The sequence below is a fragment of the Marinomonas sargassi genome (genome assembly GCF_025716875.1).
Lineage (GTDB): Bacteria > Pseudomonadota > Gammaproteobacteria > Pseudomonadales > Marinomonadaceae > Marinomonas > Marinomonas sargassi.
In genome coordinates, this window is the sequence record NZ_JAOVZB010000001.1 from 271,207 (window position 1) to 297,010 (window position 25,804).

General features: G+C 42.2%; 29 protein-coding genes and 1 tRNA gene. 20 read left to right on the forward strand and 10 right to left on the reverse strand.

What is annotated here, in order from left to right; translation table 11 throughout:
- Positions 1 to 55: 55 nt before the first annotated feature.
- A complete protein-coding gene (locus tag OFY17_RS01320) occupies positions 56 to 985 on the reverse strand; it encodes a chemotaxis protein CheV (protein ID WP_263528887.1) in 930 nt (309 codons plus the stop codon).
- Positions 986 to 1,126: 141 nt separating this feature from the next.
- Between OFY17_RS01320 and flgA the strand changes: the two genes are divergently transcribed.
- From flgA to arsC, 7 genes are all read left to right on the forward strand, one after another.
- On the forward strand, positions 1,127 to 1,819 hold the full coding sequence (gene flgA / locus OFY17_RS01325; protein ID WP_263528888.1) for a flagellar basal body P-ring formation chaperone FlgA: 693 nt from the start codon (positions 1,127 to 1,129) through the stop codon (positions 1,817 to 1,819).
- Positions 1,820 to 1,910: 91 nt separating this feature from the next.
- Positions 1,911 to 2,222 carry a flagellar biosynthesis anti-sigma factor FlgM gene (gene flgM, locus OFY17_RS01330; RefSeq protein ID WP_263528889.1) on the forward strand — a complete coding sequence of 104 codons (312 nt, stop codon included), beginning with the start codon at positions 1,911 to 1,913 and terminating at the stop codon, positions 2,220 to 2,222.
- A gap of 36 nt (positions 2,223 to 2,258) precedes the next feature.
- Positions 2,259 to 2,738 (forward strand): flagella synthesis protein FlgN, encoded by a 480-nt coding sequence (locus OFY17_RS01335; protein WP_263528890.1) that lies wholly within the window; start codon positions 2,259 to 2,261, stop codon positions 2,736 to 2,738.
- Positions 2,739 to 2,812: 74 nt separating this feature from the next.
- Positions 2,813 to 2,887 (forward strand) — tRNA-Arg (locus OFY17_RS01340).
- Positions 2,888 to 3,078: 191 nt separating this feature from the next.
- The gene (arsH, locus tag OFY17_RS01345; RefSeq protein ID WP_263528891.1) at positions 3,079 to 3,780 is read left to right on the forward strand and encodes an arsenical resistance protein ArsH; all 702 of its coding nucleotides are present in this window, start codon (positions 3,079 to 3,081) and stop codon (positions 3,778 to 3,780) included.
- A gap of 17 nt (positions 3,781 to 3,797) precedes the next feature.
- Positions 3,798 to 4,811, forward strand: coding sequence for an ACR3 family arsenite efflux transporter (gene arsB, locus OFY17_RS01350; protein WP_263528892.1), 1,014 nt, complete (start codon positions 3,798 to 3,800; stop codon positions 4,809 to 4,811).
- Positions 4,812 to 4,832: 21 nt separating this feature from the next.
- Complete coding sequence (gene arsC / locus OFY17_RS01355) at positions 4,833 to 5,252, forward strand: arsenate reductase (glutaredoxin) (protein WP_263528893.1); 420 nt, start codon at positions 4,833 to 4,835, stop codon at positions 5,250 to 5,252.
- A 105-nt stretch (positions 5,253 to 5,357) separates the two neighbouring features.
- On the opposite strand, the gene OFY17_RS01360 is transcribed toward arsC, so the two are convergent.
- From OFY17_RS01360 to OFY17_RS01375, 4 genes are read right to left on the reverse strand one after another with little or no spacing between them, the layout of a single operon-like run.
- Complete coding sequence (locus tag OFY17_RS01360; protein ID WP_263528894.1) at positions 5,358 to 5,765, reverse strand: OsmC family protein; 408 nt, start codon at positions 5,763 to 5,765, stop codon at positions 5,358 to 5,360.
- Positions 5,766 to 5,789: 24 nt separating this feature from the next.
- The gene (trpC, locus tag OFY17_RS01365; protein ID WP_263528895.1) at positions 5,790 to 6,605 is read right to left on the reverse strand and encodes an indole-3-glycerol phosphate synthase TrpC; all 816 of its coding nucleotides are present in this window, start codon (positions 6,603 to 6,605) and stop codon (positions 5,790 to 5,792) included.
- 20 nt (positions 6,606 to 6,625) lie between these two features.
- On the reverse strand, positions 6,626 to 7,666 hold the full coding sequence (trpD, locus tag OFY17_RS01370) for an anthranilate phosphoribosyltransferase (protein ID WP_263528896.1): 1,041 nt from the start codon (positions 7,664 to 7,666) through the stop codon (positions 6,626 to 6,628).
- A gap of 9 nt (positions 7,667 to 7,675) precedes the next feature.
- Positions 7,676 to 8,254 carry an anthranilate synthase component II gene (locus tag OFY17_RS01375; RefSeq protein ID WP_263528897.1) on the reverse strand — a complete coding sequence of 193 codons (579 nt, stop codon included), beginning with the start codon at positions 8,252 to 8,254 and terminating at the stop codon, positions 7,676 to 7,678.
- 332 nt (positions 8,255 to 8,586) lie between these two features.
- Between OFY17_RS01375 and OFY17_RS01380 the strand changes: the two genes are divergently transcribed.
- A complete protein-coding gene (locus tag OFY17_RS01380) occupies positions 8,587 to 9,702 on the forward strand; it encodes a mechanosensitive ion channel family protein (protein ID WP_263528898.1) in 1,116 nt (371 codons plus the stop codon).
- Between the two features lie 73 nt (positions 9,703 to 9,775).
- On the opposite strand, the gene OFY17_RS01385 is transcribed toward OFY17_RS01380, so the two are convergent.
- Positions 9,776 to 10,456 (reverse strand): phosphoglycolate phosphatase, encoded by a 681-nt coding sequence (locus OFY17_RS01385; RefSeq protein WP_263528899.1) that lies wholly within the window; start codon positions 10,454 to 10,456, stop codon positions 9,776 to 9,778.
- The gene (rpe, locus tag OFY17_RS01390) at positions 10,453 to 11,127 is read right to left on the reverse strand and encodes a ribulose-phosphate 3-epimerase (RefSeq protein WP_263528900.1); all 675 of its coding nucleotides are present in this window, start codon (positions 11,125 to 11,127) and stop codon (positions 10,453 to 10,455) included. Before rpe ends, OFY17_RS01385 begins: the two co-directional genes overlap by 4 nt.
- 87 nt (positions 11,128 to 11,214) lie before the next feature.
- On the opposite strand from rpe, the gene OFY17_RS01395 reads away from it, so the two are divergent.
- Entirely contained in the window at positions 11,215 to 12,195 is a 981-nt protein-coding gene (locus OFY17_RS01395) for an alpha/beta hydrolase family protein (RefSeq protein WP_263528901.1), read from the forward strand.
- A 67-nt stretch (positions 12,196 to 12,262) separates the two neighbouring features.
- Here OFY17_RS01395 and djlA read toward each other — a convergent pair whose 3' ends face one another.
- Entirely contained in the window at positions 12,263 to 13,057 is a 795-nt protein-coding gene (djlA, locus tag OFY17_RS01400; RefSeq protein ID WP_263528902.1) for a co-chaperone DjlA, read from the reverse strand.
- A 178-nt stretch (positions 13,058 to 13,235) separates the two neighbouring features.
- On the opposite strand from djlA, the gene OFY17_RS01405 reads away from it, so the two are divergent.
- The 8 genes from OFY17_RS01405 to OFY17_RS01440 are packed head-to-tail and all read left to right on the forward strand — an operon-like array spanning position 13,236 to position 21,139.
- On the forward strand, positions 13,236 to 15,452 hold the full coding sequence (locus OFY17_RS01405; RefSeq protein ID WP_263528903.1) for an LPS-assembly protein LptD: 2,217 nt from the start codon (positions 13,236 to 13,238) through the stop codon (positions 15,450 to 15,452).
- A 2-nt stretch (positions 15,453 to 15,454) separates the two neighbouring features.
- Positions 15,455 to 16,714: a peptidylprolyl isomerase gene (locus OFY17_RS01410; protein WP_263528904.1), complete on the forward strand. Its 1,260-nt coding sequence runs from the start codon at positions 15,455 to 15,457 to the stop codon at positions 16,712 to 16,714.
- Positions 16,714 to 17,733 carry a 4-hydroxythreonine-4-phosphate dehydrogenase PdxA gene (gene pdxA, locus OFY17_RS01415; protein ID WP_263528905.1) on the forward strand — a complete coding sequence of 340 codons (1,020 nt, stop codon included), beginning with the start codon at positions 16,714 to 16,716 and terminating at the stop codon, positions 17,731 to 17,733. Before OFY17_RS01410 ends, pdxA begins: the two co-directional genes overlap by 1 nt.
- Positions 17,730 to 18,530: a 16S rRNA (adenine(1518)-N(6)/adenine(1519)-N(6))-dimethyltransferase RsmA gene (rsmA, locus tag OFY17_RS01420; protein WP_263528906.1), complete on the forward strand. Its 801-nt coding sequence runs from the start codon at positions 17,730 to 17,732 to the stop codon at positions 18,528 to 18,530. Before pdxA ends, rsmA begins: the two co-directional genes overlap by 4 nt.
- Positions 18,531 to 18,905 (forward strand): Co2+/Mg2+ efflux protein ApaG, encoded by a 375-nt coding sequence (gene apaG, locus OFY17_RS01425; RefSeq protein ID WP_263528907.1) that lies wholly within the window; start codon positions 18,531 to 18,533, stop codon positions 18,903 to 18,905. It begins immediately after the preceding gene.
- Positions 18,906 to 18,914: 9 nt separating this feature from the next.
- Positions 18,915 to 19,742: a symmetrical bis(5'-nucleosyl)-tetraphosphatase gene (locus tag OFY17_RS01430; RefSeq protein WP_263528908.1), complete on the forward strand. Its 828-nt coding sequence runs from the start codon at positions 18,915 to 18,917 to the stop codon at positions 19,740 to 19,742.
- Positions 19,739 to 20,059, forward strand: coding sequence for a thiosulfate sulfurtransferase GlpE (gene glpE / locus OFY17_RS01435; protein ID WP_263528909.1), 321 nt, complete (start codon positions 19,739 to 19,741; stop codon positions 20,057 to 20,059). Before OFY17_RS01430 ends, glpE begins: the two co-directional genes overlap by 4 nt.
- Positions 20,060 to 21,139, forward strand: coding sequence for a tRNA nucleotidyltransferase (locus tag OFY17_RS01440; RefSeq protein ID WP_263528910.1), 1,080 nt, complete (start codon positions 20,060 to 20,062; stop codon positions 21,137 to 21,139).
- Positions 21,140 to 21,147: 8 nt separating this feature from the next.
- Here the strand turns inward: OFY17_RS01440 and folB are convergent, their stop codons facing one another.
- Positions 21,148 to 21,501 carry a dihydroneopterin aldolase gene (gene folB, locus OFY17_RS01445; RefSeq protein ID WP_263528911.1) on the reverse strand — a complete coding sequence of 118 codons (354 nt, stop codon included), beginning with the start codon at positions 21,499 to 21,501 and terminating at the stop codon, positions 21,148 to 21,150.
- 1 nt (position 21,502) lies between these two features.
- Positions 21,503 to 22,540, reverse strand: coding sequence for a tRNA (adenosine(37)-N6)-threonylcarbamoyltransferase complex transferase subunit TsaD (gene tsaD / locus OFY17_RS01450; protein ID WP_263528912.1), 1,038 nt, complete (start codon positions 22,538 to 22,540; stop codon positions 21,503 to 21,505).
- Between the two features lie 420 nt (positions 22,541 to 22,960).
- On the opposite strand from tsaD, the gene rpsU reads away from it, so the two are divergent.
- The 3 genes from rpsU (at position 22,961) to dnaG (ending at position 25,730) form a co-directional block, all read left to right on the forward strand.
- A complete protein-coding gene (rpsU, locus tag OFY17_RS01455) occupies positions 22,961 to 23,176 on the forward strand; it encodes a 30S ribosomal protein S21 (protein ID WP_263528913.1) in 216 nt (71 codons plus the stop codon).
- 144 nt (positions 23,177 to 23,320) lie between these two features.
- Positions 23,321 to 23,767, forward strand: a complete 447-nt coding sequence (locus OFY17_RS01460; RefSeq protein ID WP_263528914.1) for a GatB/YqeY domain-containing protein — start codon at positions 23,321 to 23,323, stop codon at positions 23,765 to 23,767.
- A gap of 4 nt (positions 23,768 to 23,771) precedes the next feature.
- Positions 23,772 to 25,730, forward strand: coding sequence for a DNA primase (gene dnaG / locus OFY17_RS01465; protein WP_263528915.1), 1,959 nt, complete (start codon positions 23,772 to 23,774; stop codon positions 25,728 to 25,730).
- Positions 25,731 to 25,804: the final 74 nt, after the last annotated feature.

Sequence of the window (25,804 nt, forward strand, 5' to 3'; positions counted from 1 at the left end):
CACCCTTTTTCAACAGGCAAACTATTTAGTATCCACACAATTCTAACTTAGTGTTTTATTCTGATTTAGCTTGAACAGTTTCTATTGCTAAGCGAGCTAGTTCATCTGGCTGGAATTTCGCCAAGAATCCGTCAGCACCTACTTTTTTCACCATAGCCTCATTAAAAACACCACTCAAAGAGGTATGCAATAAAATAAACAGGTCTGCTAATCGACTATCATCTCGGATTGCTCTAGTGAGTGTATAACCATCCATTTCAGGCATTTCGATATCTGAAATAATCATTGAAAGCTCCTCACATGGGTCCTTGCCTTCTCCCGCCATATCCTGAAGAAATGTTAGCGCCTCACGACCATCACACAAAACAGTTGTTTTGAAACCAACTTGTTCCATACAACGCTTAATTTGTTTGCGCGCAACAGAAGAGTCATCAACTATCAAAATATGATGTTGACGAGCATTTTCTTGTACATCGTCATCCACAATACCAGCTGAAATCTCTTGCCTTGTAGGAGCAACTTCAGAAAGGATTTGTTCAACATCAATAATTTCAACCATCTCTTTGTCAACTTGACATACCGCAGTCAAATAATTGTCGTTCGATAAACCTTTTGGTGGCGGCTGAATATCACTCCAGTTCATATTAACAATGCGTTCAACGCCACGAACTAAAAAGCCCTGAATGCGGCGGTTATATTCGGTGATAATAACAAAACATGTTTCAATGTCTGGCATTGGACTTTCACCAGTGGCCAAGCCCAAGTCTAAAATTGGTATAGTGCCGCCACGAATATGAGCAACACCTCGAACAACTTTGGAGCTATGAGGCATAGTGGTTAGTTTTGGGCACTGTAAAACTTCTTTAACTTTAAAAACGTTAATCCCATAAACTTGTTTACCATTTAATCTAAAAAGCAACAATTCTAGACGATTTTCTCCTACCAGCTGTGTACGCTGATTAACCGTATCTAAAACGCCAGCCATAAACGCCTCCAAAGTGTGTAATTATTATGCAAGGTAATAAGATCCAAAGTATTAAATTGTATCACCTGATGATAAAGTGAGCTCAAATATTTTACTAGCAAACGATATTTTAACCAATTTTTATTATGCTGAGGGTAATGCATGCTTATTGTAAGGCTATTAATAGCCTTTTTATATCTACAAACGAACTTGGCATTTGCCATCTCACTACAAGAAAAAGTGCAAGTATTCATAGAAGATGTAGAAATACCTAGATTATCTACTATATATCCTAATGCAATTATAAATATTACTTTAAACAATCAGGCGACTTTAAATTATTTACCTACTTGCGATGACAATGCAATCCATATTCAAAATCAACGACCTGACGCAATCAAACGAACAAACTACGAGATTAAGTGTAGTTCCCCTGTATGGAAATCGTATTTACCAGTAACACAATCAATCACTATTTCTGCAATTAAAACGGCAACACCTATTAATCGGGGACAAGTAATAGATAAAAGCAACACAAGTATCGGTGAAGTAGACATATCCAATATAAGAGGGCAAATCTTCACTGAAAATAATCCGCCATATGGGCTTATTGCATCGCGAAACTTGCCGTTAAATACCTTTATTACGGACAGCCTTACTGATTTCCCTAGGGTTATTAACAAAGGTGACTCTGTACTGATCACTGCAAGCAGTGGAACAATTGTCGTAAAGATGAATGGCATAGCACTAGAGCATGGTAAAAAAGGACAACAAATTCGCGTTAAAAACACAAGTTCTGGGCGAATTGTGTATGCTAAAGTTGTAACTAGTAGTGAGGTTCTTGTAAACTATTAGTTGGTTATATAAAAAAGAAATTTCTTACTAAAGTTTCTTGAGGGCTTGTCGATAAAATAGGCAGGCAATCATATTAGGGCGAGGAAACCCAATGGCAATACAATTTACTGGTCTTTCAAGCCAAAGCAGCATCAAGAACGAACGTGCTCATAAAGATGAAGCGACAGGTAACACTGTAGGCAATCAAAGTGCTGTGAAAAGTGGCGGCACATTAGCTGAAGACACTGTAAAGCTAAGCGGCGCGGCACAGTCACTTCACGATCAACACGCAAAAATTAGCAGCTTACCGGATATAGATATGGATAAAGTAGAACAAATTAAAAACGCTATTGCTGCGGGTGAATACAAAATAGACACTCAAAAGCTTGCTAGCAATATGGCCTCTATGGATCACTTATTCTAAAGTGATAAATAAAGCGCCCTTCTCAAAGCCTTATTTATGATCCCTTTAGTGCCTGTTTTTATCAAAAGCAAAGAACTTTTAGAAAAGCTATCTTTGCTTCTTGATAAAGAACGTCATGCTTATAACGACTCCGACACCTCAAAAATTGTATATCTCTCCGAACAAAAACAATCTCTTCTAGATGAGATGGATCAGCTTAACGAAAAGCGGCTAAACATCCTTATCAAATTTAACATTTTGGATAGAAAAAAACCTACTGAAGAAGAGTTCAAAGTGTGGCTAGATAAACAAGACAGTCATTTTGACGACATTCGCCTCCTCATCCGTGAGTGTGAAACATTACTTAAAGAGTGCAAAACAAAAAACCACACTAATTCACGTATTCTTAGCACTCTCCAAAAAAGAAACAAACACCTTTTCGAACTCCTTCAAGGCCACAGCGGCAAAAACAAAGTTTATACCTCATCAGGCTCAACACGCCCAATAAGCAGTAAACAAACTATTGGCCGAGCATAAAAAACCGTTCAAACAAATCAACTTCCATTCTTGTTTATAGGACACTAAAAAAACTATAATGACATCCCTTCAATGTCTCTGTAGTTAAATGGATATAATAGACCCCTCCTAAGGGTTAGTTGCAGGTTCGATTCCTGCCAGGGACACCATCATTTAATATACATTCCACCCCAACACTTTGATCCCACCTAAATCACAAAATTGTCATATACAAGCCATATAATTCTGAATTACAGAGCATTAGCAATCACAGAGAAAACAACCTCAAGCCATTAATTTGATTGACTAAAAAGACCATATATACGAATATTCATATATATTAAAAAAAGGATATTCCTCCATGATACCAAAGAATTTAAACACAGAAGCTTTTGATACTATTGATCATAGCAAGATGTCAGTAAATCAAAGCTCCCATAAGGCACGTATCCTATTACTTTACGGATCACTTAGGGAGAGGTCTTTTAGCCGCTTGGTTGTAGAAGAGTCAGCTCGTATTCTCGAGTCTCTTGGCGCTGAGACTCGTATATTCAACCCAACTGGATTACCACAACCAGATACAGATGAATCTCACCCTAAAGTCATCGAGCTAAGAGAACTTATGATGTGGTCAGAAGGACAAGTGTGGTGCTCACCCGAGCGACATGGATCTATGACGAGCGTTTTTAAAAGCCAAATAGACTGGGTACCTTTAAGTATTGGCGCTGTTCGCCCAACTCAAGGAAAAACCCTAGCGGTTATGCAAGTAAGCGGAGGTTCTCAATCCTTCAATAGCGTTAACCAAATGCGTGTTCTTGGTCGTTGGATGAGAATGTTAACTATCCCAAACCAATCGTCTGTTGCAAAGGCCTTTTTAGAGTTCGACGACAACAATCAAATGAAGCCCTCTTCTTATTACAATCGTATCGTCGACGTGATGGAAGAGCTCGTGAAATTCACCCTTCTTACTCGCGATAATAAAGACTACCTAGTCGACCGTTACTCAGAACGAGTCGAAAATGCAGAAGAACTCAGCGCACGCGTCAACCAAAAATCCATTTAAATAAGGAATATAGAGACATGGGGCTATTTGAACGATATCTCTCCGTTTGGGTTGGATTAGCCATTATCATCGGCGTAGTACTAGGCAATAGCTTTCCCGCCTTGTTTAGCCTTATTGCTCAGTTAGAGTTTGCACACGTCAATATCGTGATCGCCATACTTATCTGGTTGATGATATATCCGATGATGGTACAGATTGACTTTTCGTCTTTGAAAGATGTCGGCAAAAAACCACAAGGATTAGTTTTAACCATTATTATCAATTGGTTGATAAAACCATTCTCTATGGCTCTACTCGGCTGGCTATTCTTTAAAGTACTATTTGTCGACTGGGTTAACCCCGATACTGCAACAGAATATATTGCGGGCATGATTTTATTGGGCGTTGCACCCTGTACCGCTATGGTATTTGTCTGGAGCCAAATGACTCGAGGCGATGCAAACTACACGTTAGTTCAGGTGTCTATTAATGACATCATCATGATCTTCGCTTTTGCTCCAATCGCTGGTTTTCTTTTAGGCGCTACTGATATTAGCGTGCCATGGAATACCCTTTTTCTATCAGTCGTACTCTATGTTTTGATTCCGCTAATAGCTGGCGTTATCACTAGAAAGAAACTTGATCGACATGGTGACCATTTCAAGCTAGATGCTTTTTTAAAAACAATGAAGCCTTGGTCAGTGATAGGTCTGCTGGCTACCGTCACTCTATTGTTTGGTTTCCAGTCTGAGACCATCTTAAACAACCCAGAAGCCATCACATTAATCGCCATACCATTACTAATCCAAACTTATGGCATTTTTGCTATTGCCTACTGGTTAGCTAAATACATGAAGCTCCCACATAACGTTGCTGCTCCTGCTTGCATGATAGGAACCTCTAACTTTTTTGAGCTCGCCGTAGCCGTCGCCATATCCATGTTTGGCCTGCACTCCGGTGCTGCACTAGCAACTGTTGTAGGTGTGCTGGTTGAAGTTCCCGTGATGTTATCTCTAGTTTGGTTTGTAAACCGCACCCGTCATTGGTTTTAAAGCTATTAAGGAAGATAGACTATGATTGTTATTCACCATAATCCCGATTGTGGAACATCAAGAAACGTTCTGAGTATCATTGAAAAAGCTGGCTATCAGCCAATAATTATCGATTATCAAAAGGAAGGTTGGACAAGGCCTCAACTGCAGGCGCTATTTGCAGCGGCTGACTTAACACCAAGAAGTGCTTTGCGTACAACCAAATCACCAGCAAAGGAGCTTGGATTATTAGACCTAACAGTGAGTGATGAGGTTATTTTAGAGGCCATGCTCAAACACCCTATTTTGGTGAACCGTCCGATCGTCTGTTCACCTAAAGGTGTTCAATTATGCCGACCAAGCGAAGCTGTTTTAGATTTGCTAGAAAATTGGCCAAAGGCACCTTTTTATAAAGAGGATGGAGAGATGGTCATAGATGTACAAGGCAATAGAGTAAGATAGCCACTATTACTAAAAAACACATGTACTAAAAAGCGCATGAAGAATTACTCAAAGTAAACCGAGCATTCCACCATGCGCTTTTTGCTTATCTGGCATTATGTACGGTTATTCAGCCTCGATCACTTCAAAACTGTGAACAATTTTAACGCCGCCTTTCTCTAGCATTAAAGAAGCAGAACAGTATTCTTCTGCAGATAATTTAACAGCACGAGCAACCACTTTTTCCTTTAGGTTTCGGCCTGTAACAACAAAATGAACTCGAATTTCAGTAAAAACTGCAGGCACTTCATCCGCTCTATCCGCATCAATTTGAGCGACACAAGACACAACATCTTGGCGAGATTTTTTTAATATATTAACCACATCATAAGAAGTACAACCGCCTAAACCAGCAAGTAACAATTCCATCGGCCTTGGCCCAGCAGTCTGGTTCCCATCAATTTCTACCTTAAAACCAGAGCCTGTTTCTGCGGTAAAGTGTACGTCTTCTTGCCAACTTACATTCGTCTTCATCAATTAACCTACTTATATTTTATTCTATGCTTGAAAAAGCTCTGCAAGCTTTTCACCAGGTTCTTGTGCACGCATGAAAGCCTCACCAACCAAGAAGGCATGTATATCTTTCTCGCGCATAATAGAGACATCATCTTTAGTATGGATACCACTTTCAGTAACAATCAAACGGTCAGAAGGGATATCGCCCATCAGCTCAAAGGTATGCTCCAAGCTAAGCTCAAAGGTATGTAAATCACGGTTATTTATACCTAATAGCTCTGTACTAGAGTATTCCAACGCCAACTCTAATTCAGGTCGGTTATGAACCTCGACTAAAACATCCATACCAAGATCTCTGGCCATTAGATCCAATTCGCGTAGTTTCTCGCCACTCAAGCAAGCCGCAATCAACAAGATACAATCCGCGCCAATTGAACGGGCCTCTAAGACTTGATATTCATCGACAATGAAATCCTTACGAATAACAGGCAACTGACAAGCCGCGCGCGCTTCAACTAAGTAATCTTCATGGCCTTGAAAGAAGTCTCTATCCGTTAAAACCGACAGACAAGCTGCACCGCCTTTCTCATAAGATTTTGCAATATCCGCAGGCACAAACAACTCACGAAGCACACCTTTACTGGGTGAAGCCTTCTTAATTTCAGCAATCACACCAGCATCACCATTATGAATTTTATTGCGCAACGATTTAGCAAAGCCCCTAGAGGGGTTGTGAATATTGGCATCTGCCGCTGCAGCCTCTAGATCAGCATAGGAAGTATGAAGCTTACGTTCATTAATCTCCTCAAACTTACGGGCTACTATTTTTCTTAAAATTGTCGGTGTTTCTACTTGCATTGATCTATTAATCCTATTTTTTAAATTGAGTCAGAACTCATAAAACAACGAGTAAAACTTGCCAACTCAGAAACTTTAACTCTTGCTGTTCCGCCGCCAATAACATCTTCGGCAATATTGACACCTTCCGCCAAAGAGTCAGCCACACCTGAAACGTAAATCGCCGCGCCAGCATTTAATGCCACAATATCTCTAGCCGGGTTCACTTTGCCTTTGCCCTCTAAAGCCGTCTTAATCAACTCAAGGCTTGCTTCAGCATCAGCCGCTTGAATGGTATCAATAGATTGCAAAGGAATCCCAAAGTCTTCTGGTGATACCGTATATTCAGAAATCTCACCGTCTTTTAGTTCGGCCACATAAGTATGTGTCGCGATACTCATTTCATCGAGACCATCCGCAGAGTGCACTACCATGACATGTTCACTGCCTAGAGCCTGCAATACCTCAGCAATTGGTCGAACCCATTTTTTATCAAATACACCCATTACTTGGCGTTTTGCACCTGCAGGGTTTGTCAAAGGGCCTAGGAGGTTAAAGATAGTTCGCGTAGCCATTTCTTTACGTGGGCCAATGGCATGCTTCATCGCTGAATGATGGTTTTGCGCAAACATAAAACCTAGGCCAATTTCATCAACACAGCGTGCGACTTGTGTAGAGTCTAACCCTAAAAACACACCAGCCTGCTCTAGAACATCAGCACTGCCCGACTTAGAAGAAACGGAACGGTTACCATGTTTCGCAACTCGACCACCAGCAGCGGCAACAACAAAAGCAGAGGCAGTAGAGACGTTAAACAGACTTCCACCGTCACCGCCTGTACCACAAGTATCAACAATATGATCGCCTTCAAGCTGGACTTTAGTAGATAAGTCTCTCATCACTTGTGCTGCGGCGGTAATTTCTTCGACGGTTTCACCTTTCATACGTAAACCAATCAAGAAGCCACCAATCTGAGCCGGAGTAGCTTGACCTGTCATTATGTCTGTCATAACAAGACGCATATCATCAGCCGTTAAATTTTGGCCCTCAACAACAGCGGCAATTGCTTTTTTTATATCCACCAGCTTCTCCTAACGTGTTAAAAAATTGGCTAATAAGGCGTGTCCAGCTTCCGTAAGAATGGACTCCGGATGGAACTGCACCCCTTCAACCGATAAAGTTTTGTGCCTAATACCCATAATTTCGTCTTTTTGGCCTTCTGAGTCACGACTCCAAGCCGTTGCCTCTAAACAATTAGGCAAGCTATCAGGCTCCACTACCAGAGAATGATAACGCGTCGCTAATTGAGGGCTAGACAAGCCTGAAAAGACCGAAGTATTTTCATGGTAAATATAGGAAGTTTTACCATGCATAACTTGCCTAGCTCGAACTACTTTTCCACCAAATACTTGAGCAATACACTGATGACCGAGGCAAATCCCTAATACAGGGATACTTCCTGCAAAAGCCTCTACTGCTGCCAGAGAAATCCCCGCCTCATCAGGCGTGCAAGGCCCAGGGGAAATAACCAAATGGGTTGGCGCAAGGCGTTTAATTTCCTCGACAGTGATTTCATCATTACGATACACCTTTACATCAGCACCAAGCTCTCGAAAATACTGTACCAAATTGTAAGTGAAGGAGTCGTAGTTATCGATCATCAAAAGCATGTAAGGCAACTTAAATCAGAAAATGCCCCTACTTTTTCCAAAAGGGCAAAAAATAAATAGCGTTCGATTTTAAAGGATTTAGCACTCAATGACTAACACTGATTTCCTAGTGAAGCTACTGTTTTTATGGCTGCCTGAAAACTATCTAACTATATCCCCAGCAACAGGTAAATTTATAAGCACAAGATAAATCATTCACTCTAACGAACAAACTAAGTGGATGACCCTGCAAGCCCTATTTCTTTTTATAAACCGCTTTAATTGTGTACTAACAAGCCTTCATTTCGATAAAATAACACCATACAAAACACCGCACTTTAAAAGGGTAACTCATGAATTGGGAAGCAATACAATATTACATTGGCTTAGGTGACACCCAAATGCACTGGATTATCCGTGTATTCATTATCGTCCTAGCCACCATGGTCGCTAATAGCATAGTTAGTCGAACACTAATCCGTATTGATAAACAGTTAGAAAAAACTAAAAACCTTTGGGACAACATCCTTATCATTGCGGCCCAAAAACCTGCTGGCGTTTTTGTATGGTTAGTAGGATTGAGCATTGCCGCAGAGATATCCGGTTCAGAAATAGAGCCTCGTATTGCCGATCTCATTACTTTATCTCGCGAGATCGGCATTATTGTTTTGCTCACCTGGTTCATCATTAGAGTTATTTCACAAACAGAAAAAGCACTCATCGCATCGGACAAGCCTGAGCAAAAAGTTGACGACACAACAGCAAGCGCCATCAGTAAATTGCTTCGTGCCTCTATTATCATCACTTCAACCTTGGTCATTTTACAAACTCTAGGCTACAGCATTTCTGGGGTACTCGCCTTTGGCGGCATAGGTGGTGTGGCGGTCGGCTTCGCCGCAAAAGACTTATTAGCCAATTTTTTTGGCGGTTTAATGATTTATTTAGACCGACCTTTTGCGATTGGTGATTGGGTACGTTCACCAGATAAAAACATAGAGGGTACTGTGGAGCAGATTGGTTGGCGACAAACGCGCATCCGCACTTTTGATAAACGCCCCCTTTATGTTCCAAATTCGACTTTTTCACTGATTTCAGTCGAAAATCCATCGCGTATGACTCACCGCAGGATTAACGAAACCATTGGCGTTCGATACGATGACTTTCGCGTATTCCCTACCATCCTAGCGGATATAAAATCCATGATAGCTAATCATGAAGACCTAGATACAGATGAGACCTTTATGGTCAATTTCAATCAATTTGGCCCATCCTCGTTAGATTTCTTTATTTACGCTTACACCAAAACAGTCGACTGGCGCACCTACCACAACGTTAAACAAGATGTGCTTTTTAAAGCGATGCAGATTATCGAATCCCATGGAGCTGAAGTGGCCTTCCCTACTCACACCGTTCACATGGCAGCAAATAACATGGACCAAAGTGCAGACTCAGAAACGTCAAAAAAATAAACTTACAGATACAAAAATGCCAAGTATTTCCACTTGGCATTTTCATTCACTCTAATCAAAGAACAGCGATTTTTTAGATCAACAATTCGGCTAAATCATCTATCACTGCATCGGCTTTTAATGATCTGAGGTCGACTCCTTGATTGTAACCATATGACACCAAGGCACATTTAAAGCCTGCATTTTGTGCCGCCTTGAAATCTGTAATTGAGTCACCAATCATCAAGCATTTTTCTGGTAAAGCCTCTATCGATTCACTGCAAAACAACAGAGGTAGAGCTGATGGTTTTTTCTCTTCAAGTGTATCGCCACCTAATAACCAGCCAAATTGCTCCGTTAACTCAAAATGATCCAAAATAGGTTTTACAAATACACTAGGCTTGTTTGTTACTAATGCCAAAGGAACGCCATTATGTTTAAAGGCTTTTAAAAGCGATTTCACATTGGGGTACAAGGTAGAGTTATCGGTAAGGTGTTGATGATAATGCGTTAAGAAAAGACGGTAAGCATCATCATGCTGATCTTCACTTAGTTGCGCCCACTCAAGTGCTTGCTCAATCAGCTTTGAAGCGCCAAAACCGATCCATGTACGAACCTTTTCTTCCCCAGCAGCTTCAACGCCCAATTCCGTTAAAGCGCTATCCAGTGCCGCTGCGATATCAGGAACACTATCAACCAAGGTACCATCTAAGTCTAAACAAACGAGTTCAGGCCATCCCTCAAACCAAGTTGAGAAGTATTTTGGCGTCTTCATTTTCTCACACTCGCTAATTCTTCCCTCATTTCGGCTATAACAGCTTTGTAGTCATCTTTACCAAAAATAGCCGACCCAGCAACAAAAGTATCAGCTCCCGCCGCTGCTATTTCAGCAATGTTTTTTGCACTCACGCCGCCATCCACTTCCAGACGGATATCGTAACCACTTTCATCGATTAGGGCTCTCGCCTCACGCAATTTATCCAGTGTACTTGGGATAAAGGATTGACCACCAAAACCCGGGTTAACCGACATCAACAACACCATATCCACTTTATCCATAACGTGTTTCAGGTAGTGCAAGGGTGTCGCTGGGTTAAATACTAAACCCGCTTTACAACCACCATCTCGGATCATTTGTAGAGAGCGATCTATGTGCTCACTCGCTTCTGGGTGGAAAGTAATAATCGAAGCACCAGCCTCAATAAAATCACCTATCATGCGATCTACAGGCTTAACCATAAGGTGAACATCTATCTCAGCAGTAACACCATGCTTACGCAATGCTTTACAGACCATAGGGCCAATCGTTAAATTGGGAACATAATGATTGTCCATGACATCAAAGTGTATGATGTCAGCCCCAGCCTCTAGAACGTTGTCTACTTCTTCACCTAGACGGGCAAAGTCGGCAGAAAGGATAGAAGGGGCAATGATAAAATCATTCATATCTGGCTCCAGCAATGACACAATAAACTCAGGATTGAAACTTTAGTCAGCATTTTAACAAGGCGAACATAAGAAGTATTGAAAACAATGAAGAAAAATACCGCTCTCTTTAAAATTATTATTGCTTCCCTCGCCTTGAGTCACAACTTAGCTTTCTCAGAAGATAGCGCACCTGCAGAAGAACAAGAGTCAAACGAAAGCACTGTCCCACAACGCAGTACGGAATATGTTATTCCTCAGCCACAACTAGCACGAATTGAAGCATTAAAAGGCTCACTCATATCAAAAGGGCTCACTCATCAAGTCGTTGAATTAGAAGCAAATGGAACGACTTTCCTGACACTTCACAGAGAAGCTAGCACCTCAGAAACGCAAGGCTGTGTTGTTTTATTACACTCGGATAATCAACACCCAAACTGGCCTGATGCCATAGCACCATTACGAAATGCTTTACCGCAACATGGCTGGTGCACCCTTTCCATAGAAATTCCTGACATTATCAACCGCATGAGTATTACTGAGATCCCTTCATCCGCAACAGCAGAAGAGGGTGTGGACTCAGAGGCCTTACCCAATGAAGAAGACGTGTTTTCACGTATTAACGCCGTTATAGAAAAAACCAAAGAAGATAACGCAGAACAGTTGATCTTACTCGGCCACAAAACAGGTGCCGCATACGCGTTAAAGTATTTAGCACAAGAACCTACCTCTGCTGCAGGCGCTGTCTTTATCGATATGGAAGTACCCAGCGGTGTGGCTCAATATGACCTCGCCCAATACATTAAGCAGCTACCCTTACCAGCATTAGATTATTATCTTGAATCGCAAAATAGACACCCTAGGTTTATTGCGTGGCGAAAACAGGCCAGCAATCAAAGAGAGGAAGTACAAGGAGAGTACATTTTGTTTAGCGCCATACCTGATAACGGCATTGGCGATGACAGAACTCAAAAACTCATTCAGCGGGTGCGTGGTTTTCTAAAGCAGAATACCGATCAAATAGATCAAAGAAAAAACCTGCCAGAGTTTAAAAAAGGGCTATTTTATAACAGCCCTGTAGGTTCCTAATCTTCACTTGATGAAGTGAATAAAGCTTATCCACACGCTGAAGCCCGTGGACTTGTTCGTGCCTTCTTTAAGACTTTCGTGACTTTTTAATCAATTCATAGGCAGATTGAATTTCTTGAGTGCGCTCTTTGGCCAACTCAATCATTTGTACTGGCAAGCCTTGTGCAATCAACTTATCCGGGTGATTTTTGCTCATTAACTTGCGGTAGACCTTTTTGATTTCCGCATCACTCATTTCTGCTTTAACACCTAAGGATTCATAAGCAGCTTTCAACAAGTCTTTTGACGCTGTGGCGTCTCCAGATGACTGATAGCCTTGTCTAAAGTGCGCTTGCTGTTTTACTTGAGCATGTATCGCTTCGAATTCATTTACTGAAATACCCAAATAAGCGCAAACCTGTGAAACAAAGGTTTTCTCTTCAAGACTAAAATGACCGTCTGCATAGGAAGAAACCAACAATACTTCTAACAAGGTTCTCGCAAGGTCTCCCGTACCAATCACTTGCCTAAAGTTTTCTAATACCTCTTGAAGGTTAAAATTAGCAGACTTACCTTCATTGAATAGCTCCTTCGCTTGCCTTTGGGCAACATGAGATAGACCTAAACGCTGCATGACGGCTTCAGCAAGTTCAATTTCCGCTGTTGTCACCTGACCATCCGATTTTGCTAAGCGCCCCATTAAGAGAAACAAGGTGCGAAAAAAAGTATCCTGTTGTAAGCGCGCATTAGCACCTCTATTAGACTTACCGAAGCTACCCTCTCTTTGTGCTTTATCAAGAAAACTACCGATCACAAGGCCAATTAATCCACCAAAGAGACCAGCTAAAATTGCGCCAAGAATTGCGCCAACAAACTTCCACATAAAGATATTTCTCCAGAATCGGTAGCCCCTATGGGCCTGCTTAGATTATCATCTGCCCTACACATAGATCTGCTCATAGGTAGCATCTGATTTTCTGTCATAAAATTTGGTAACAAGTATACCGTGCATGGTTAAGTATTTACGATCCTACATAGTAATTTTTCAAAGTCTTTTCATATTGCCTCTTGCATATGCTCAAGAGAGCCAATGGAACTGGGTTTCGAGAGATACATTAACAGCTGAGCAACAAGGCCAACTGAATAAATATTGTCAGGGCAGCTATGTGAATAGCTGGCAGGCAACCAATGAGACTAACACTACATTGGTTGCCGACCTCATTTATCGAGACAAAAATGGTGTCACCTACTTAGATGGCAACGCGCAAATCCTCCAACCTAAAGCCACATTATCTGCAGATAGCATAGAAGGGGTGCCTAACGGCTATTATCAGGCCAAGGGCAATGTCACGTTACAAAGTGCAGATCAATTTATTTCCAGTTCAAATAGCTACATTTCAGATAACAATATTTCAGGTAACAATAGCAATGCCACCGTTTTTGAAAACGCCCACTTTCTCAATTATGAAAGCAATGCTCGAATAGAAGCGGCATCTCTAACCAATGATCAGCAAGGCGTTGTCTTTATTGAAGAAGGTTTTTTCACTACTTGTGAGCCAAACCAAGAAAGCTGGAAGTTATACGGTCACTCAATCACACTGAACCCAAATACTGGTTTTGGTACCGCCAAGCATGTACACATACGTATTGCTGGCTGGCCAGTCTTTTACTTCCCTTGGTTACGTTTCCCTATTGACGAACAACGTCATACAGGCTTTTTATTCCCAAGTGCTAGCTATTCAAACGATGACGGCTTCAGTCTATCAGCACCTTTCTACTGGAATATTGCCAGCAATTACGATGCGACAATCACCCCCCATTACATTCAAAACAAAGGTGAAGGAATAGATTTAGAATTCAGGCATCTTAGCCCTTACGGTGAAACTGTATTTGAACAGTCCAGTTTTGAAGACTCCACAGAAGGGTTACAAATACTCAGAAAGTTGTCGTCAACTCAACAATTCAATGATGTATTCAGCGCTGGCTTAACCTATGAAGAAAACCCAACAGAAGACCTTTACCCAGAAGCTAATAGCACTTCAATTGGTGAGAAGGACAATTACGAGCAGAGCCTCTACATTCAACTTGATAAAGGTAACTTTCTTAACAAAGCGACTTATCTAACCTATCAAACACCTGATGACTCCGAAGACAAACCATTCGAATGGAAACCAAGATTAGAAAGCTCATACCAGTTAGCAAGTAATTACTTAGATTATAAAATAGAGGCACAATATACTGATTTTTATGATCCAGATGAAGATGACTTTGATGGTCAACGTTTAGCCATAAATCAAGACACTAGCTTAAATTATGACCCTGTGTGGGGGAGCTTTTCTGCCGGCATTCTCAGTCGTTACAGAGATTACGAGGTGTACGATTACACATCTAATTCCACCAGCACAACAACACTCGCTCACAACTCTTACTACCTAGATACATCATTAAGCTTTGAGCGCCGTTTAATGAAAGAAGATGGGATGTGGCGACAAACCTTGGAACCAAAACTCAGTTATTTGAATGCGCCTTATAGCAATCAATCCTCCATCGAAGATTTTGATGCATCCGATCCAACCCTAACCTACGCGCGTTTATTTAATCACTCACGTTTTTCTGGAAATGACCGTATTGGTGATACTGAACAAATAAGTTTAGGTTTGGAAGCGAGCCTTTATGATAATGACAATAGTGAAAGGTGGTCATTTCAAGCTGGACAAGCTTTTTATTTAAAAGACAGATATGTCGATATTGATGGTGACACTAGCTCAAGCAGTGCTGTCGATGATAGTAGCCACAGTGATGTTCTCACATCGGCTAGCTATTACGGCGACTATTTCAGTGTCACAAACAGCTTAAATTACAGCCTTGATGACAACGAAATTAACCTAGTTGAGTTTGTAGCGAAACTAGAACCCCTTGAAGATGTCAAATTCAACCTTAGTTATTTGTATTCACTAAACAACAGTGACTCGGATGACGATGCTAACCAAGCAAGCATCGCCACTATCTTCCCACTTAACCAAAATTGGTCGATGTATTCTCAATACACCTATGACTTTTTAGATAACAATGCCACTAAACAAGTTACTGGCCTAGGTTATGAAAACTGCTGTATCAAGGTATCATTAAGCTACCAAGATTGGCTTGACGATGATGACGAACGTGACAGGGGCGTCTTTTTACAATTTATTTTACGTAGTTTAAGCAAGTCTGGCAGTGCAAACAGCGAAACCAGCATAGCCGATACTTACTGGAACGAAGGACAAATTGGATACTAACCATGAAATTGTTTTCTTTTTTAACACTTATTTTTTCTATATTGCTACCCTTTAACTCTCTGTATGCAGCTCCTGTAAAAATTGATGGAATTGCAGCCATTGTTGATTCTCAACCTATCATGGAAAGCGACATTTTAAATCGCTTTCAAATTGTCAAAGACCGTATTCCCGGCGGCATCATGACGGATAACATACGCCGCCAAATATTGAACCAAGTAATAGACGAGACACTGCAAGTAAATTATGCCAAGAAAATCGGCATGCGCGCTTCTACTGCGGATGTAGACAAAGCAGTGTTAGGTGTAGCGAATAATATGAAGGTAGACCTACAAGGTTTGAAGGACGTTCTCGCTAGCAAAAGCATTGACTTCGCACGCTACCGCCAACAAATAGAACAAGAAATTTTAATCAGCAACGTCAAACGAGAAACCATACGTAAGCGTATTTCTATTACCGATCAGGAAATAAACGATTACCTAAGCTCTGCCGATAGCAGTCTATCGAAAGAAAAAGACCAAGTACGTTTGCGTCATATCCTTGTAAGAGCCAGCAATCAAGCAACCGCCAAACAAGAAATTGAAAACATCGCTCAACAGATCCAATCTGAGCAGGATTTCATCCAACAGGCTCTGGATAACTCTGATGGGCAAAATGCCATCAAAGGCGGAGACCTAGGCTGGCGACCATTGAACCAACTACCTCCTTTGTTTGTGCGTGCTTTGGAAAGTAAGCAAGGTCAGTTGGTTGGTCCATTACAAAGTAATGCAGGCTTCCACCTACTTTGGGTAGCTGAAAAACGCTCCCCATCTATAACATTTCAACAGCAAACTAAGACACGCCATATCTTGGTTAGACCGAATGAAATTCGCGACCTAGAACAAACTAAAGTCGCCGCTGATGAGCTCTATCAGAAACTAATTAGCGGTGCGGACTTTGCTGCCACGGCAAAAGAGCACAGTGAAGACCAAGGCTCTACCCTGCAAGGTGGTGATTTAGGCTGGGTAACTCCAGGCACCATGGTTGCTGAATTTGAAAGAGTGATGAATAGCACCAAAATTGGTGGTATTAGCCAGCCGTTCCGTAGTCAATTCGGTTGGCACATACTCACAGTAGAAGGTCGTCGTGAGGCAGACATCAGTGACAAGGTAAAAAGACAAAAAGCACAACAAGCCTTAACTGCCCAAAAGCAAGATGACGTATTGAGTAACTGGCTCGACGAGCTTCGTGCCGATGCTTTTATCGATAGAAAAGAGCAATCATAATGGCGCAAGACCTAAGCCGTGAAACGCCAGTTATTGCCATTACATCTGGCGAACCAGCGGGTATTGGACCAGACATCATCCTTAGTGCATTAAAAGAGCAGTCTTTTGATGCACGCCTTGTGGTGTTAGCGGACATCCGTTTAATGGAAGAAAGGGCGCAAACATTAGGTGTTTCAGCCAATATCATAGAAGTTCATCAGACTGTAGATGTTCGCTCCCATACAAAGGGCAACATCTATGTGTCCCCTATTGCGTTGGCAGAACCAAGTAAAGCTGGCGAGCTAAATGTTGCTAATGCCCCTTATGTTTTAGAGACCTTAACTCAAGCAGGTCGGGGCTGCTTAGAAAAACAATATGACGCCATCGTCACACCGCCAGTTCACAAAGGAATCCTCTGTGAAACTGGGGTTCACTTCTCAGGACACACGGAATTTTTCCAAGCGCAATGCCAATCCCCCCATGTGGTGATGATGCTGGCGACAGAAGCCATGAAGGTTGCACTAGTAACTACTCACTTACCATTAAAAGATATCTCTGAAGCAATTACAGAAGAAGCTATCCGTTTAGTGACTAAGGCATTACATCTGGATTTACAAGAAAAGTTCGGCATAGAGAAGCCAAGAATTTTAGTATGTGGTTTAAATCCGCACGCAGGAGAAGACGGCCATTTAGGTAGAGAGGAAATAGAAACTATTACCCCTACTCTCGATGCACTTCGCCAAGAGGGACTGGATCTCATTGGCCCACTGCCCGCTGATACGCTATTTACACCCAAGTATTTGAACAATGCTGACTGCGCTTTGGCCATGTATCACGATCAAGGCTTACCTGTGTTAAAATACTCAGGATTTGGAAATGCCGTCAACATTACACTTGGCCTCCCTATCATTAGAACTTCCGTCGACCACGGTACAGCAATTGATTTAGCTGGCACAGGCAAAGCAAATAACGGTAGCCTAAAAGTGGCCATTCACCATGCTATTAATATGGCAAACAACACAAAAAAGTTTTCTAAATGAGCAAACCACAATCTCACAAGGCTAGAAAAAGATTTGGCCAAAACTTCCTTCATGACCACGGTGTCATTCGCCGTATTGTCGCTTGCATAGCCCCTAAAAAAGGCCAACGAGTGGTTGAAATTGGGCCCGGTAAAGGCGCCCTAACAGAAGGCATTATCAGTGTCACCGAACGCATGGATGTAGTGGAATTAGACAGAGACCTTATTCCAATTTTAAAGGTGAATTTGTTCCGTTATCCAGACCTAACAGTACACGAAGCGGACGCGATGAAGTTCGACTTTACGTCTCTAAAAACAGATGATCAACTCATTCGTGTCGTTGGCAACTTACCATATAACATCTCTACTCCGCTGATTTTCCATCTGCTCAGTCATGCCGATGTTATTGCTGATATGCACTTTATGCTGCAAAAAGAAGTCGTTGATCGTTTAGCAGCCCGCCCCGGCGATAGCCTATATGGCCGTTTGAGCGTTATGGCTCAATATTATTGTGCTGTTGAATCTCTATTCATTGTCGGCCCTGAGTCATTTGACCCAGCTCCGAAAGTCGACTCCGCCATTGTCCGTATGACACCTTACAAAGAAGCACCTTACTCCGTCAGTGACATTAAAAAACTGGAAGATATGGTCCGTATTGGTTTCCAGCAACGTAGAAAGACTCTGCGCAATAACTACAAAGGTGTATTAGATAATGATGACTTCTCTGCTCTTGGAATCGATCCCAGCCTAAGGCCTGAACGATTAGACGTAGAAGATTTTGTTAACATCACCAACTATGCAATACAAAAGGGTATCTAGATGGAGAAATACGATGTCGTCGTGTCTGTGCGAACAGAATATATAGACCAGCAGTCGGCACCAGTGGACTCACGTTATGTGTTTGCCTACCATATATCCATGACAAACTGCGGTACAGAAGCAGCGAAACTACAGTCTCGCCATTGGGTAGTCACCAATGGTAACGAGCAGGTACAAGAGATCAAAGGCAGCGGTGTGATCGGTGAATACCCTTATTTACAGCCTGGCGAATCTTTCCATTATACCAGTGGTACAGTTCTAGAAACCGCTGTTGGCAGTATGCACGGCAGCTACCAGTTCCTAGCTGATGATGGCACAGAGTTCGATGCACCAATTAAACCTTTCACTCTATTCGTTCCCAATCAGGTGCATTAAAAAACGATTATGGCGACCTATGCAATTGGTGATTTACAGGGCTGTTTGACTGAGCTTTTGGCACTATTAAAGAAGATTAATTATAAGCCTAAGCATGATCGACTGTGGTTTGCCGGCGACTTAGTTAACCGTGGCCCAGCGTCATTAGAAACATTACGTTTTCTAAAATCGTTAGGCAAAAATGCTTCCTTTGTTTTGGGCAACCATGACTTGCATTTACTCGCTATTGCCTATGGGCATGGCGATCTAAAACGCAAAGACACTCTAGGTGACATTCTTACAGCACCAGACAGAGATGAATTAATTGATTGGCTAGTTCGACAGCCTCTTTGCCAATACGACGCAAAACTTAATGTCATCATGACTCATGCTGGCGTTCCTCCATGCTGGGATTTAGAAACAACGATAAAGCTGGCAAAAGAGGTCGAAGACACATTGCGCTCTGACTCAGCAGACCAGTATTTTTCAGAAATGTATGGCAACCAACCAGACACGTGGAAGAAAAAACTCAAAGGTATGGACAGACTTCGTACCATTACAAACTATTTAACCCGTATGCGTTTTTGTGATGAAAACAGCAAACTGGATCTCGACTCTAAGGAAGGAATTGGGACAGAGACCAAAGGTTACGCACCTTGGTTTCAACACCCTTCCCAACTCCCCAAAGACTGTCATATTGTTTTTGGCCATTGGGCAGCAATCGAAGGAAAAACTCGTATGGCAAACGTTCATGCTCTCGACACAGGCTGTGTTTGGGGCGGAAGACTGACGGCTTTACGTTTAGAAGATAAAAAACGCTTTAGTACCCCATGCTCCACCGACAGGAAAAATCCATGACCTATACTTGCATCGACATAGCTGACGCACTCCCAATCATTGAGAATAATGCGAACATTGTAGATATTCGAGATTTGGTGAGCTACGACAACAGCCACATCAGCAATGCTGTTCATTTGACAAACGACAATCTCCAGACATTTATTGACTCTACCGATAAACAACAGCCACTTATCGTCTGCTGTTACCATGGCAACAGCAGCAAAGGGGCTGCCGAGTATTTAGCATCTGAAGGCTTTAAAGAAGTTTACTCGCTAAATGGTGGCTTCAGCCAATGGAGTGCCATGTTCCCAGACCAATGTGTAATGGGTAACTAAATGCCATACTCTGTTTACCTTGTTGGCGGTGCGGTAAGGGATGCCTTATTAGGCTTGCCCGTTATCGACCGCGACTGGGTGGTGACAGGTGCAACACCCGAACAATTAGAACAACAAGGCTACCAGCAGGTTGGCAAACAATTCCCTGTCTTTCTCAATCCAAAGACGAAAGAAGAATACGCCCTAGCCCGTCGGGAAAAGAAACAAGGTGCAGGCTACACTGGCTTTATTTGTGACTTTTCTGCAGATATCCGCCTAGAAGAAGATTTAGAGCGCAGAGACTTAACCATCAATGCTATCGCTCAAGCGGACGACGGCAGTTTAATCGACCCATTTGACGGCCAGCAAGATATAACCAAACGCATCCTTCGCCATGTATCCGATGCTTTTGTAGAAGACCCTCTTCGTGTGCTTCGAGTAGCGCGTTTTGCAGCTCGATTTTCGGAGCTAGGGTTTGTTGTCGCCCCTGAGACGATGAAGCTAATGCAAACCATTAGTCGCTCAGGTGAGCTGTCCGCTCTTACCCCAGAGCGCATTTGGAAAGAGTTAGAAAAAGCATTAACTACAACAAGTCCCAATACTTTTTTTGACGTATTAGAGCAAGCAAATGCATTGGCCTGCTTATTTCCAAATTTCGTATGGCAACCAGCAGAGAATTCGACGTTTGATAACATGACTCCTGCCCAACGTTGGGCCATGCTTTGCCATCAAACGCCCTTATCAGATCTTATTGAACTAGGTAAGTCTATTCGTAGCCCCAATCAGTTCAAGTTGCTAGCAGAGCAAGTTCGTGGTTTTGTGGAGGATCAAGAGACTCAGATGACAGCACCTCAATGGGAAAGCTGGCTCATGTCGGTAAATGCCATTAAAAAGCCTCAACCTTTTCAACTACTTATTGATGTGTTGAGTAAGCTTACCAACACAAACTCAAGTGAATGGCTGCATTTAAGAGATACTATTGCCGGTATTAGTGCTGCCGACTTAATCAAACAGGGGTTTAGCGGAGCAGAGCTTGGTCAAGCCCTGAAGCAAGCACGAGTAGCTACCCTAGAGAAAACCACCTCGCCACTTATTATTTAAGAAGTAAATTAGAAAGTTCGTTGGATTTTCACACCTACTGCACTTGCTGCGGGAACAGCTCCAGGCTTGCGTAAAGTAAGAGTCACAGTGCTCAACTTAAATTTATCGGCAAGTTCTATAAGCAGCTTTTCAGCCAGCGTTTCGATTAACTCAAATTGCTTTTTCGCACAGAAATCTAAAATAAAATTCGAAATCGCTTCATAATCAAGGGTTTTCGATAAGTCATCGGTTTCTGCCGGCACTCGATTGTCATGGGTCATTTCTAAGTCAAATACCAAGTCTTGCTGAATTTTCTTTTCCCAGTCATAGACCCCAATAACTGCTTTTGCTTTTAGCCCCTCGATAAATACTAGGTCTTGCATCTTATACTTTCTCCAGTGGCGGCAATTCAGATAAAGGCCAACGAGCACGAATGGATAAGTTCAATTCCGATGATTGGCCATTTACAAGTCGTTGCGCGCCAGCGTACGCAATCATAGCGCCATTATCGGTGCAGAACTCAGGGCGAGCGTAAAATACCGAAGAGCGAATTTTCTTCAATTGCGTTTCAAGCTGCTCACGTAAACGCTGATTCGCACTTACGCCACCCGCAATAATTAACTGCTTCAAACCTTCAGACTCAAGCGCTCTACGGCACTTAATCACCAAGGTATCGACTACAGCCATTTCAAATGCCAAAGCGGCGTCTGCTTTGAACTGCTCATCACATGCGTCATCATCAAGTGCTTGGTGAACGGCCGTCAAAAAAGCAGTCTTTAAACCACTAAAACTGAAATCCAGCCCGGGGCGATCTGTCATTGGGCGAGGAAACTTCAAACCTGAATTAGGGTTACCCTGCTTCGCTAAGGCTGCGATTTGCGGCCCACCCGGATAAGGCAAACCAATCATTTTTGCTGCTTTATCAAACGCTTCACCAGCGGCATCATCTAGTGACTGGCCTAGTAGCTTATATTGTCCGATACCGTCCACTCGTACCAACTGGGTATGACCACCAGAGACAAGCAAAGCAATAAAAGGCATAGCAGGCTGTGATTCTTCTAGCATGGGCGCTAAAAGGTGCCCTTCCATATGGTGAACACCAAGGGCAGGAATTCCCAAAGAGTAAGCTAGAGAACGACCAATCGTTGCTCCTGCCATTAAGGCACCAACTAAACCCGGGCCACTCGTATAAGCAACCGCATCTAACTGATTTTTCGCCATTCCAGCTTCCTCTAATACCTCATCAATTAAGGGCAAGGTTTTACGCACATGGTCACGGGAAGCTAATTCGGGGACAACACCACCGTATTCTGCATGCTGAGCAATTTGAGAGTAAATCTTGTGAGCCATCAACCCTTTTTCTGTATCATAAATGGCAATTCCTGTTTCATCACAAGAGGTTTCTAACCCTAATACTTTCATTTAAACAATCTCACTAATAATTTACCCACATCAATTGCGTGCATTGTACCTTATCTCCCACTGCCATTGCATAGCGTTAGTCATCTTAACTCTATAAAGATAACTCACATTAGTTATGTCTAGATGTTAGACAATAGGCGGGGAAAGCTTTATAATGCGCGCGTTTTCAATGTTTAAATTAAAAGGCAGGTGATTTTTTCTTGTTTGACTCATAGTTTTTATGAGAATCAAACCCACTCTTGAAATACGAAAAATACAGTTACAGACGCGACCACAGTCTGTCCAGAGTAAGAAAAATTGGTCTATTTGACCTCACTCTGTTCAACAAAAGCGCGCTTGGAAAGCCCCTAATCAAAGGGTATGATTCACGCCGTTTTTGTGAATACTTAAATTAAAAACATTATTTAAAGGTAAATAAACATGCCAGCAGTAAAAGTAAAAGATAACGAACCATTTGACATCGCTCTACGTCGCTTCAAACGTGCTTGTGAAAAAGCAGGTGTTCTTGCTGAAGTTCGTAGCCGCGAATGCTACGAAAAGCCAACAACTCTTCGCAAGCGTGCTGCAGCTGCTGCTGTTAAGCGTCACGAGAAGAAAGTTTCTCGCGAGCAGAAAAAATTCCAACGTTTGTACTAGGCCAATCTGCCGTTTGGCAATTTGCTAAAAAACAAATGTTTGCCTAGACGTGACACACATTTAGGCTTATAAAAAACGGCTAGTTATACAACTAGCCGTTTTTTTTGTTTATATACTTGCCCACTAGAAAGTAAAGAGGTCATCATGTCAGAGCTAAAAAAACATATTTCAGATACATTGAAAGTCGCGATGCGCGCAAAAGAGAAGCAACGCGTTACCGTTATTCGTACCATTTTGTCTGAGTGCAAAAAAATAGAAGTCGATGAGCGTATCGAATTAGACGATGCTCGTGTTTTAGCTGTGTTGGATAAAATGAATAAACAACGTAAAGATTCTAATCAGCAATTCATTGATGGCGGACGAGAAGACTTAGCGAAGATCGAGCAAGAAGAAATGCAGATCATCAGCGAGTTTTTACCAGCACCACTAACAGATGACGAAGTCGGTGAGATTGTCAAAGCGGCGATTGCCGAAACAGGTGCAAGCTCAATGCAACAAATGGGCGCTGTGATGGCACTGGTAAAACCACAGGTACAAGGCCGTGCCGATATGGCGCAAATCAGTAAACAAGTAAAAGCACAATTAGGCTAACTCGATGGCGGGACGCATTCCTGATCAGTTCATTGACGAGCTTCTCGCTCGAACCGACTTAACCGACGTGGTTGGGTCCCGCATCAGCCTAAAAAAAACAGGACAGAATTACAGTGCCCTCTGCCCTTTCCATAACGAAAAAAGCCCTTCCTTTAGCTTAAATCCAAATAAACAGTTTTATTATTGCTTTGGTTGTGGAGCTGGCGGCAATGCCATCTCGTTTGTAATGGAGCATGACCACCTCGACTTTGTCGATGCCATTGAAGTACTGGCTAAAGACGCTGGCATGGAAGTCCCTAGGGAACAAGGCGCTCCAGATCGATATGAGCAAAATGCTGAATTGCTCAAACGACTATCTGAAAGCTCGCAGTTTTATCAAGCACAACTCATTCAGCACCCAGACAAAAAGAAAGCCACGGACTATTTATCAAAAGATCGAGGTTTATCTGGGCAAATTGCCAAGGTATTTGGACTAGGTTATGCCCCATCTGGCTGGGATAACCTTCTTAAAAGTGTGGGCACCAGAGCCGAGAGCCAAGAGCAACTGTTGCATGGCGGCATGCTAATTGAGAAGAAAGAGCAGCCCGGCCAATACTACGACCGTTTCCGTGATCGTATTATCTTCCCTATTAGAGACTCCCGAGGCCGAGTTATTGCCTTTGGTGGGCGCGCTTTTGGTGACGAAAAGCCCAAATATTTAAATTCTCCTGAAACCCCTGTATTTCAGAAAAGCCAAGAGCTATACGGCCTATTTGAAGCCAAACAAAACTCTCCAACACTCGATCAGATAATTGTTGTTGAAGGCTACATGGATGTCATAGTCCTAGCCCAGCACGGGATTACTAATGCCGTAGCCACATTAGGTACTTCTGTAAACAGCCAACATATCCGCAAATTATTCAAGCTCGTCAGCAAGGTCATTCTTTGCTTTGATGGCGACAAAGCGGGACGCAGTGCTGCGATTCGAGGGCTAGAAGCTTCGTTACCCGTCATGCAGGATGAGAAACAAGTTCGATTTTTATTCTTGCCTGATGGCGAAGACCCTGATTCATTAGTTCGTCAAGAAGGTAAAGAAGCCTTTAATTCAAGGCTGGAAGATGCGCACTCTTTGTCGCATGTACTCTTTGAACATGCCCGTAATCAAGTCACCTTAGGGGATGAAGAAGGCGAAGCTCAGTTCACACGTCATGCCATGGCGATGATCCAACAGATGCCGAAGGAACTGACATTCCGCTCCGTATTAATTAACCAATTAAGTAATCAATCAGGCATAGACAGTGAAACACTAAACAATACTGTCACCCAAAAATATAGGTCAGTAGCACCACAAAGTAACTCGTCTGATGAAGTACCAAATAGCTATACTCCAGACGAAATACCCTACACTCCTGACTATGATGAGTACGACCAACACTCTAGTGCTGACTATTATCCTCCCTATTCTCCATCAAGCAGCCAAGAAAGTAACTTTAAGGGAAAAAGCCAATACAAAAATAAAAAAGGCAAAGAAAACTATCTCCCACCAGCAGCACCGAGTTTAAATCAAATTAAACAAGCCTCCTTGTGTTTGTTGCTTCACCCTCACATATCAAAAGATGTTGATGTGCCTGATCCTGTCATCAATCAAGCAGATGAAGACCTACAATGCTTTTGTAAGATATGGCGCTATTTTTTGAAGAACCCACAAAAAAATGTCGGCAATCTTCTTTCAGAAGAACAAGATAACGCTATTATTTCAAACGTTTACGCCTTACTGAACCATCAAGATGCTGCCACAAAACTCAAGATCGACAATGCTTTGCAAGAAGTTCAAGACATGATTTTGACCATGGAAAATAACCTTGGATTAAATAGTAGTATTGAACGGTTGAAAAGTAAGGGTAATGAATCCATAAAGGATAATAGCAGCAAGCAAGAATTACGTAATTTGATGGATTTGATACGCAAAAACAAATCACAATAAAACTCGAAATTATCGCTAAAAAAAGGCGATTGAGTGGATAAAAACAATTGATTTTGTTATAATCCGCGGCTTGC

Coding starts and splice junctions, on each gene's coding strand:
- OFY17_RS01320 (WP_263528887.1), bottom strand. CDS start 985: ATGGCTGGCGTTTTAGATACGGTTAATCAGCGTACACAGCTGGTAGGA.
- flgA (WP_263528888.1), top strand. CDS start 1,127: ATGCTTATTGTAAGGCTATTAATAGCCTTTTTATATCTACAAACGAAC.
- flgM (WP_263528889.1), top strand. CDS start 1,911: ATGGCAATACAATTTACTGGTCTTTCAAGCCAAAGCAGCATCAAGAAC.
- OFY17_RS01335 (WP_263528890.1), top strand. CDS start 2,259: ATGATCCCTTTAGTGCCTGTTTTTATCAAAAGCAAAGAACTTTTAGAA.
- arsH (WP_263528891.1), top strand. CDS start 3,079: ATGATACCAAAGAATTTAAACACAGAAGCTTTTGATACTATTGATCAT.
- arsB (WP_263528892.1), top strand. CDS start 3,798: ATGGGGCTATTTGAACGATATCTCTCCGTTTGGGTTGGATTAGCCATT.
- arsC (WP_263528893.1), top strand. CDS start 4,833: ATGATTGTTATTCACCATAATCCCGATTGTGGAACATCAAGAAACGTT.
- OFY17_RS01360 (WP_263528894.1), bottom strand. CDS start 5,765: ATGAAGACGAATGTAAGTTGGCAAGAAGACGTACACTTTACCGCAGAA.
- trpC (WP_263528895.1), bottom strand. CDS start 6,605: ATGCAAGTAGAAACACCGACAATTTTAAGAAAAATAGTAGCCCGTAAG.
- OFY17_RS01375 (WP_263528897.1), bottom strand. CDS start 8,254: ATGCTTTTGATGATCGATAACTACGACTCCTTCACTTACAATTTGGTA.
- OFY17_RS01380 (WP_263528898.1), top strand. CDS start 8,587: ATGAATTGGGAAGCAATACAATATTACATTGGCTTAGGTGACACCCAA.
- OFY17_RS01385 (WP_263528899.1), bottom strand. CDS start 10,456: ATGAAGACGCCAAAATACTTCTCAACTTGGTTTGAGGGATGGCCTGAA.
- rpe (WP_263528900.1), bottom strand. CDS start 11,127: ATGAATGATTTTATCATTGCCCCTTCTATCCTTTCTGCCGACTTTGCC.
- OFY17_RS01395 (WP_263528901.1), top strand. CDS start 11,215: ATGAAGAAAAATACCGCTCTCTTTAAAATTATTATTGCTTCCCTCGCC.
- djlA (WP_263528902.1), bottom strand. CDS start 13,057: ATGTGGAAGTTTGTTGGCGCAATTCTTGGCGCAATTTTAGCTGGTCTC.
- OFY17_RS01410 (WP_263528904.1), top strand. CDS start 15,455: ATGAAATTGTTTTCTTTTTTAACACTTATTTTTTCTATATTGCTACCC.
- pdxA (WP_263528905.1), top strand. CDS start 16,714: ATGGCGCAAGACCTAAGCCGTGAAACGCCAGTTATTGCCATTACATCT.
- rsmA (WP_263528906.1), top strand. CDS start 17,730: ATGAGCAAACCACAATCTCACAAGGCTAGAAAAAGATTTGGCCAAAAC.
- apaG (WP_263528907.1), top strand. CDS start 18,531: ATGGAGAAATACGATGTCGTCGTGTCTGTGCGAACAGAATATATAGAC.
- OFY17_RS01430 (WP_263528908.1), top strand. CDS start 18,915: ATGGCGACCTATGCAATTGGTGATTTACAGGGCTGTTTGACTGAGCTT.
- glpE (WP_263528909.1), top strand. CDS start 19,739: ATGACCTATACTTGCATCGACATAGCTGACGCACTCCCAATCATTGAG.
- OFY17_RS01440 (WP_263528910.1), top strand. CDS start 20,060: ATGCCATACTCTGTTTACCTTGTTGGCGGTGCGGTAAGGGATGCCTTA.
- folB (WP_263528911.1), bottom strand. CDS start 21,501: ATGCAAGACCTAGTATTTATCGAGGGGCTAAAAGCAAAAGCAGTTATT.
- tsaD (WP_263528912.1), bottom strand. CDS start 22,540: ATGAAAGTATTAGGGTTAGAAACCTCTTGTGATGAAACAGGAATTGCC.
- rpsU (WP_263528913.1), top strand. CDS start 22,961: ATGCCAGCAGTAAAAGTAAAAGATAACGAACCATTTGACATCGCTCTA.
- OFY17_RS01460 (WP_263528914.1), top strand. CDS start 23,321: ATGTCAGAGCTAAAAAAACATATTTCAGATACATTGAAAGTCGCGATG.
- dnaG (WP_263528915.1), top strand. CDS start 23,772: ATGGCGGGACGCATTCCTGATCAGTTCATTGACGAGCTTCTCGCTCGA.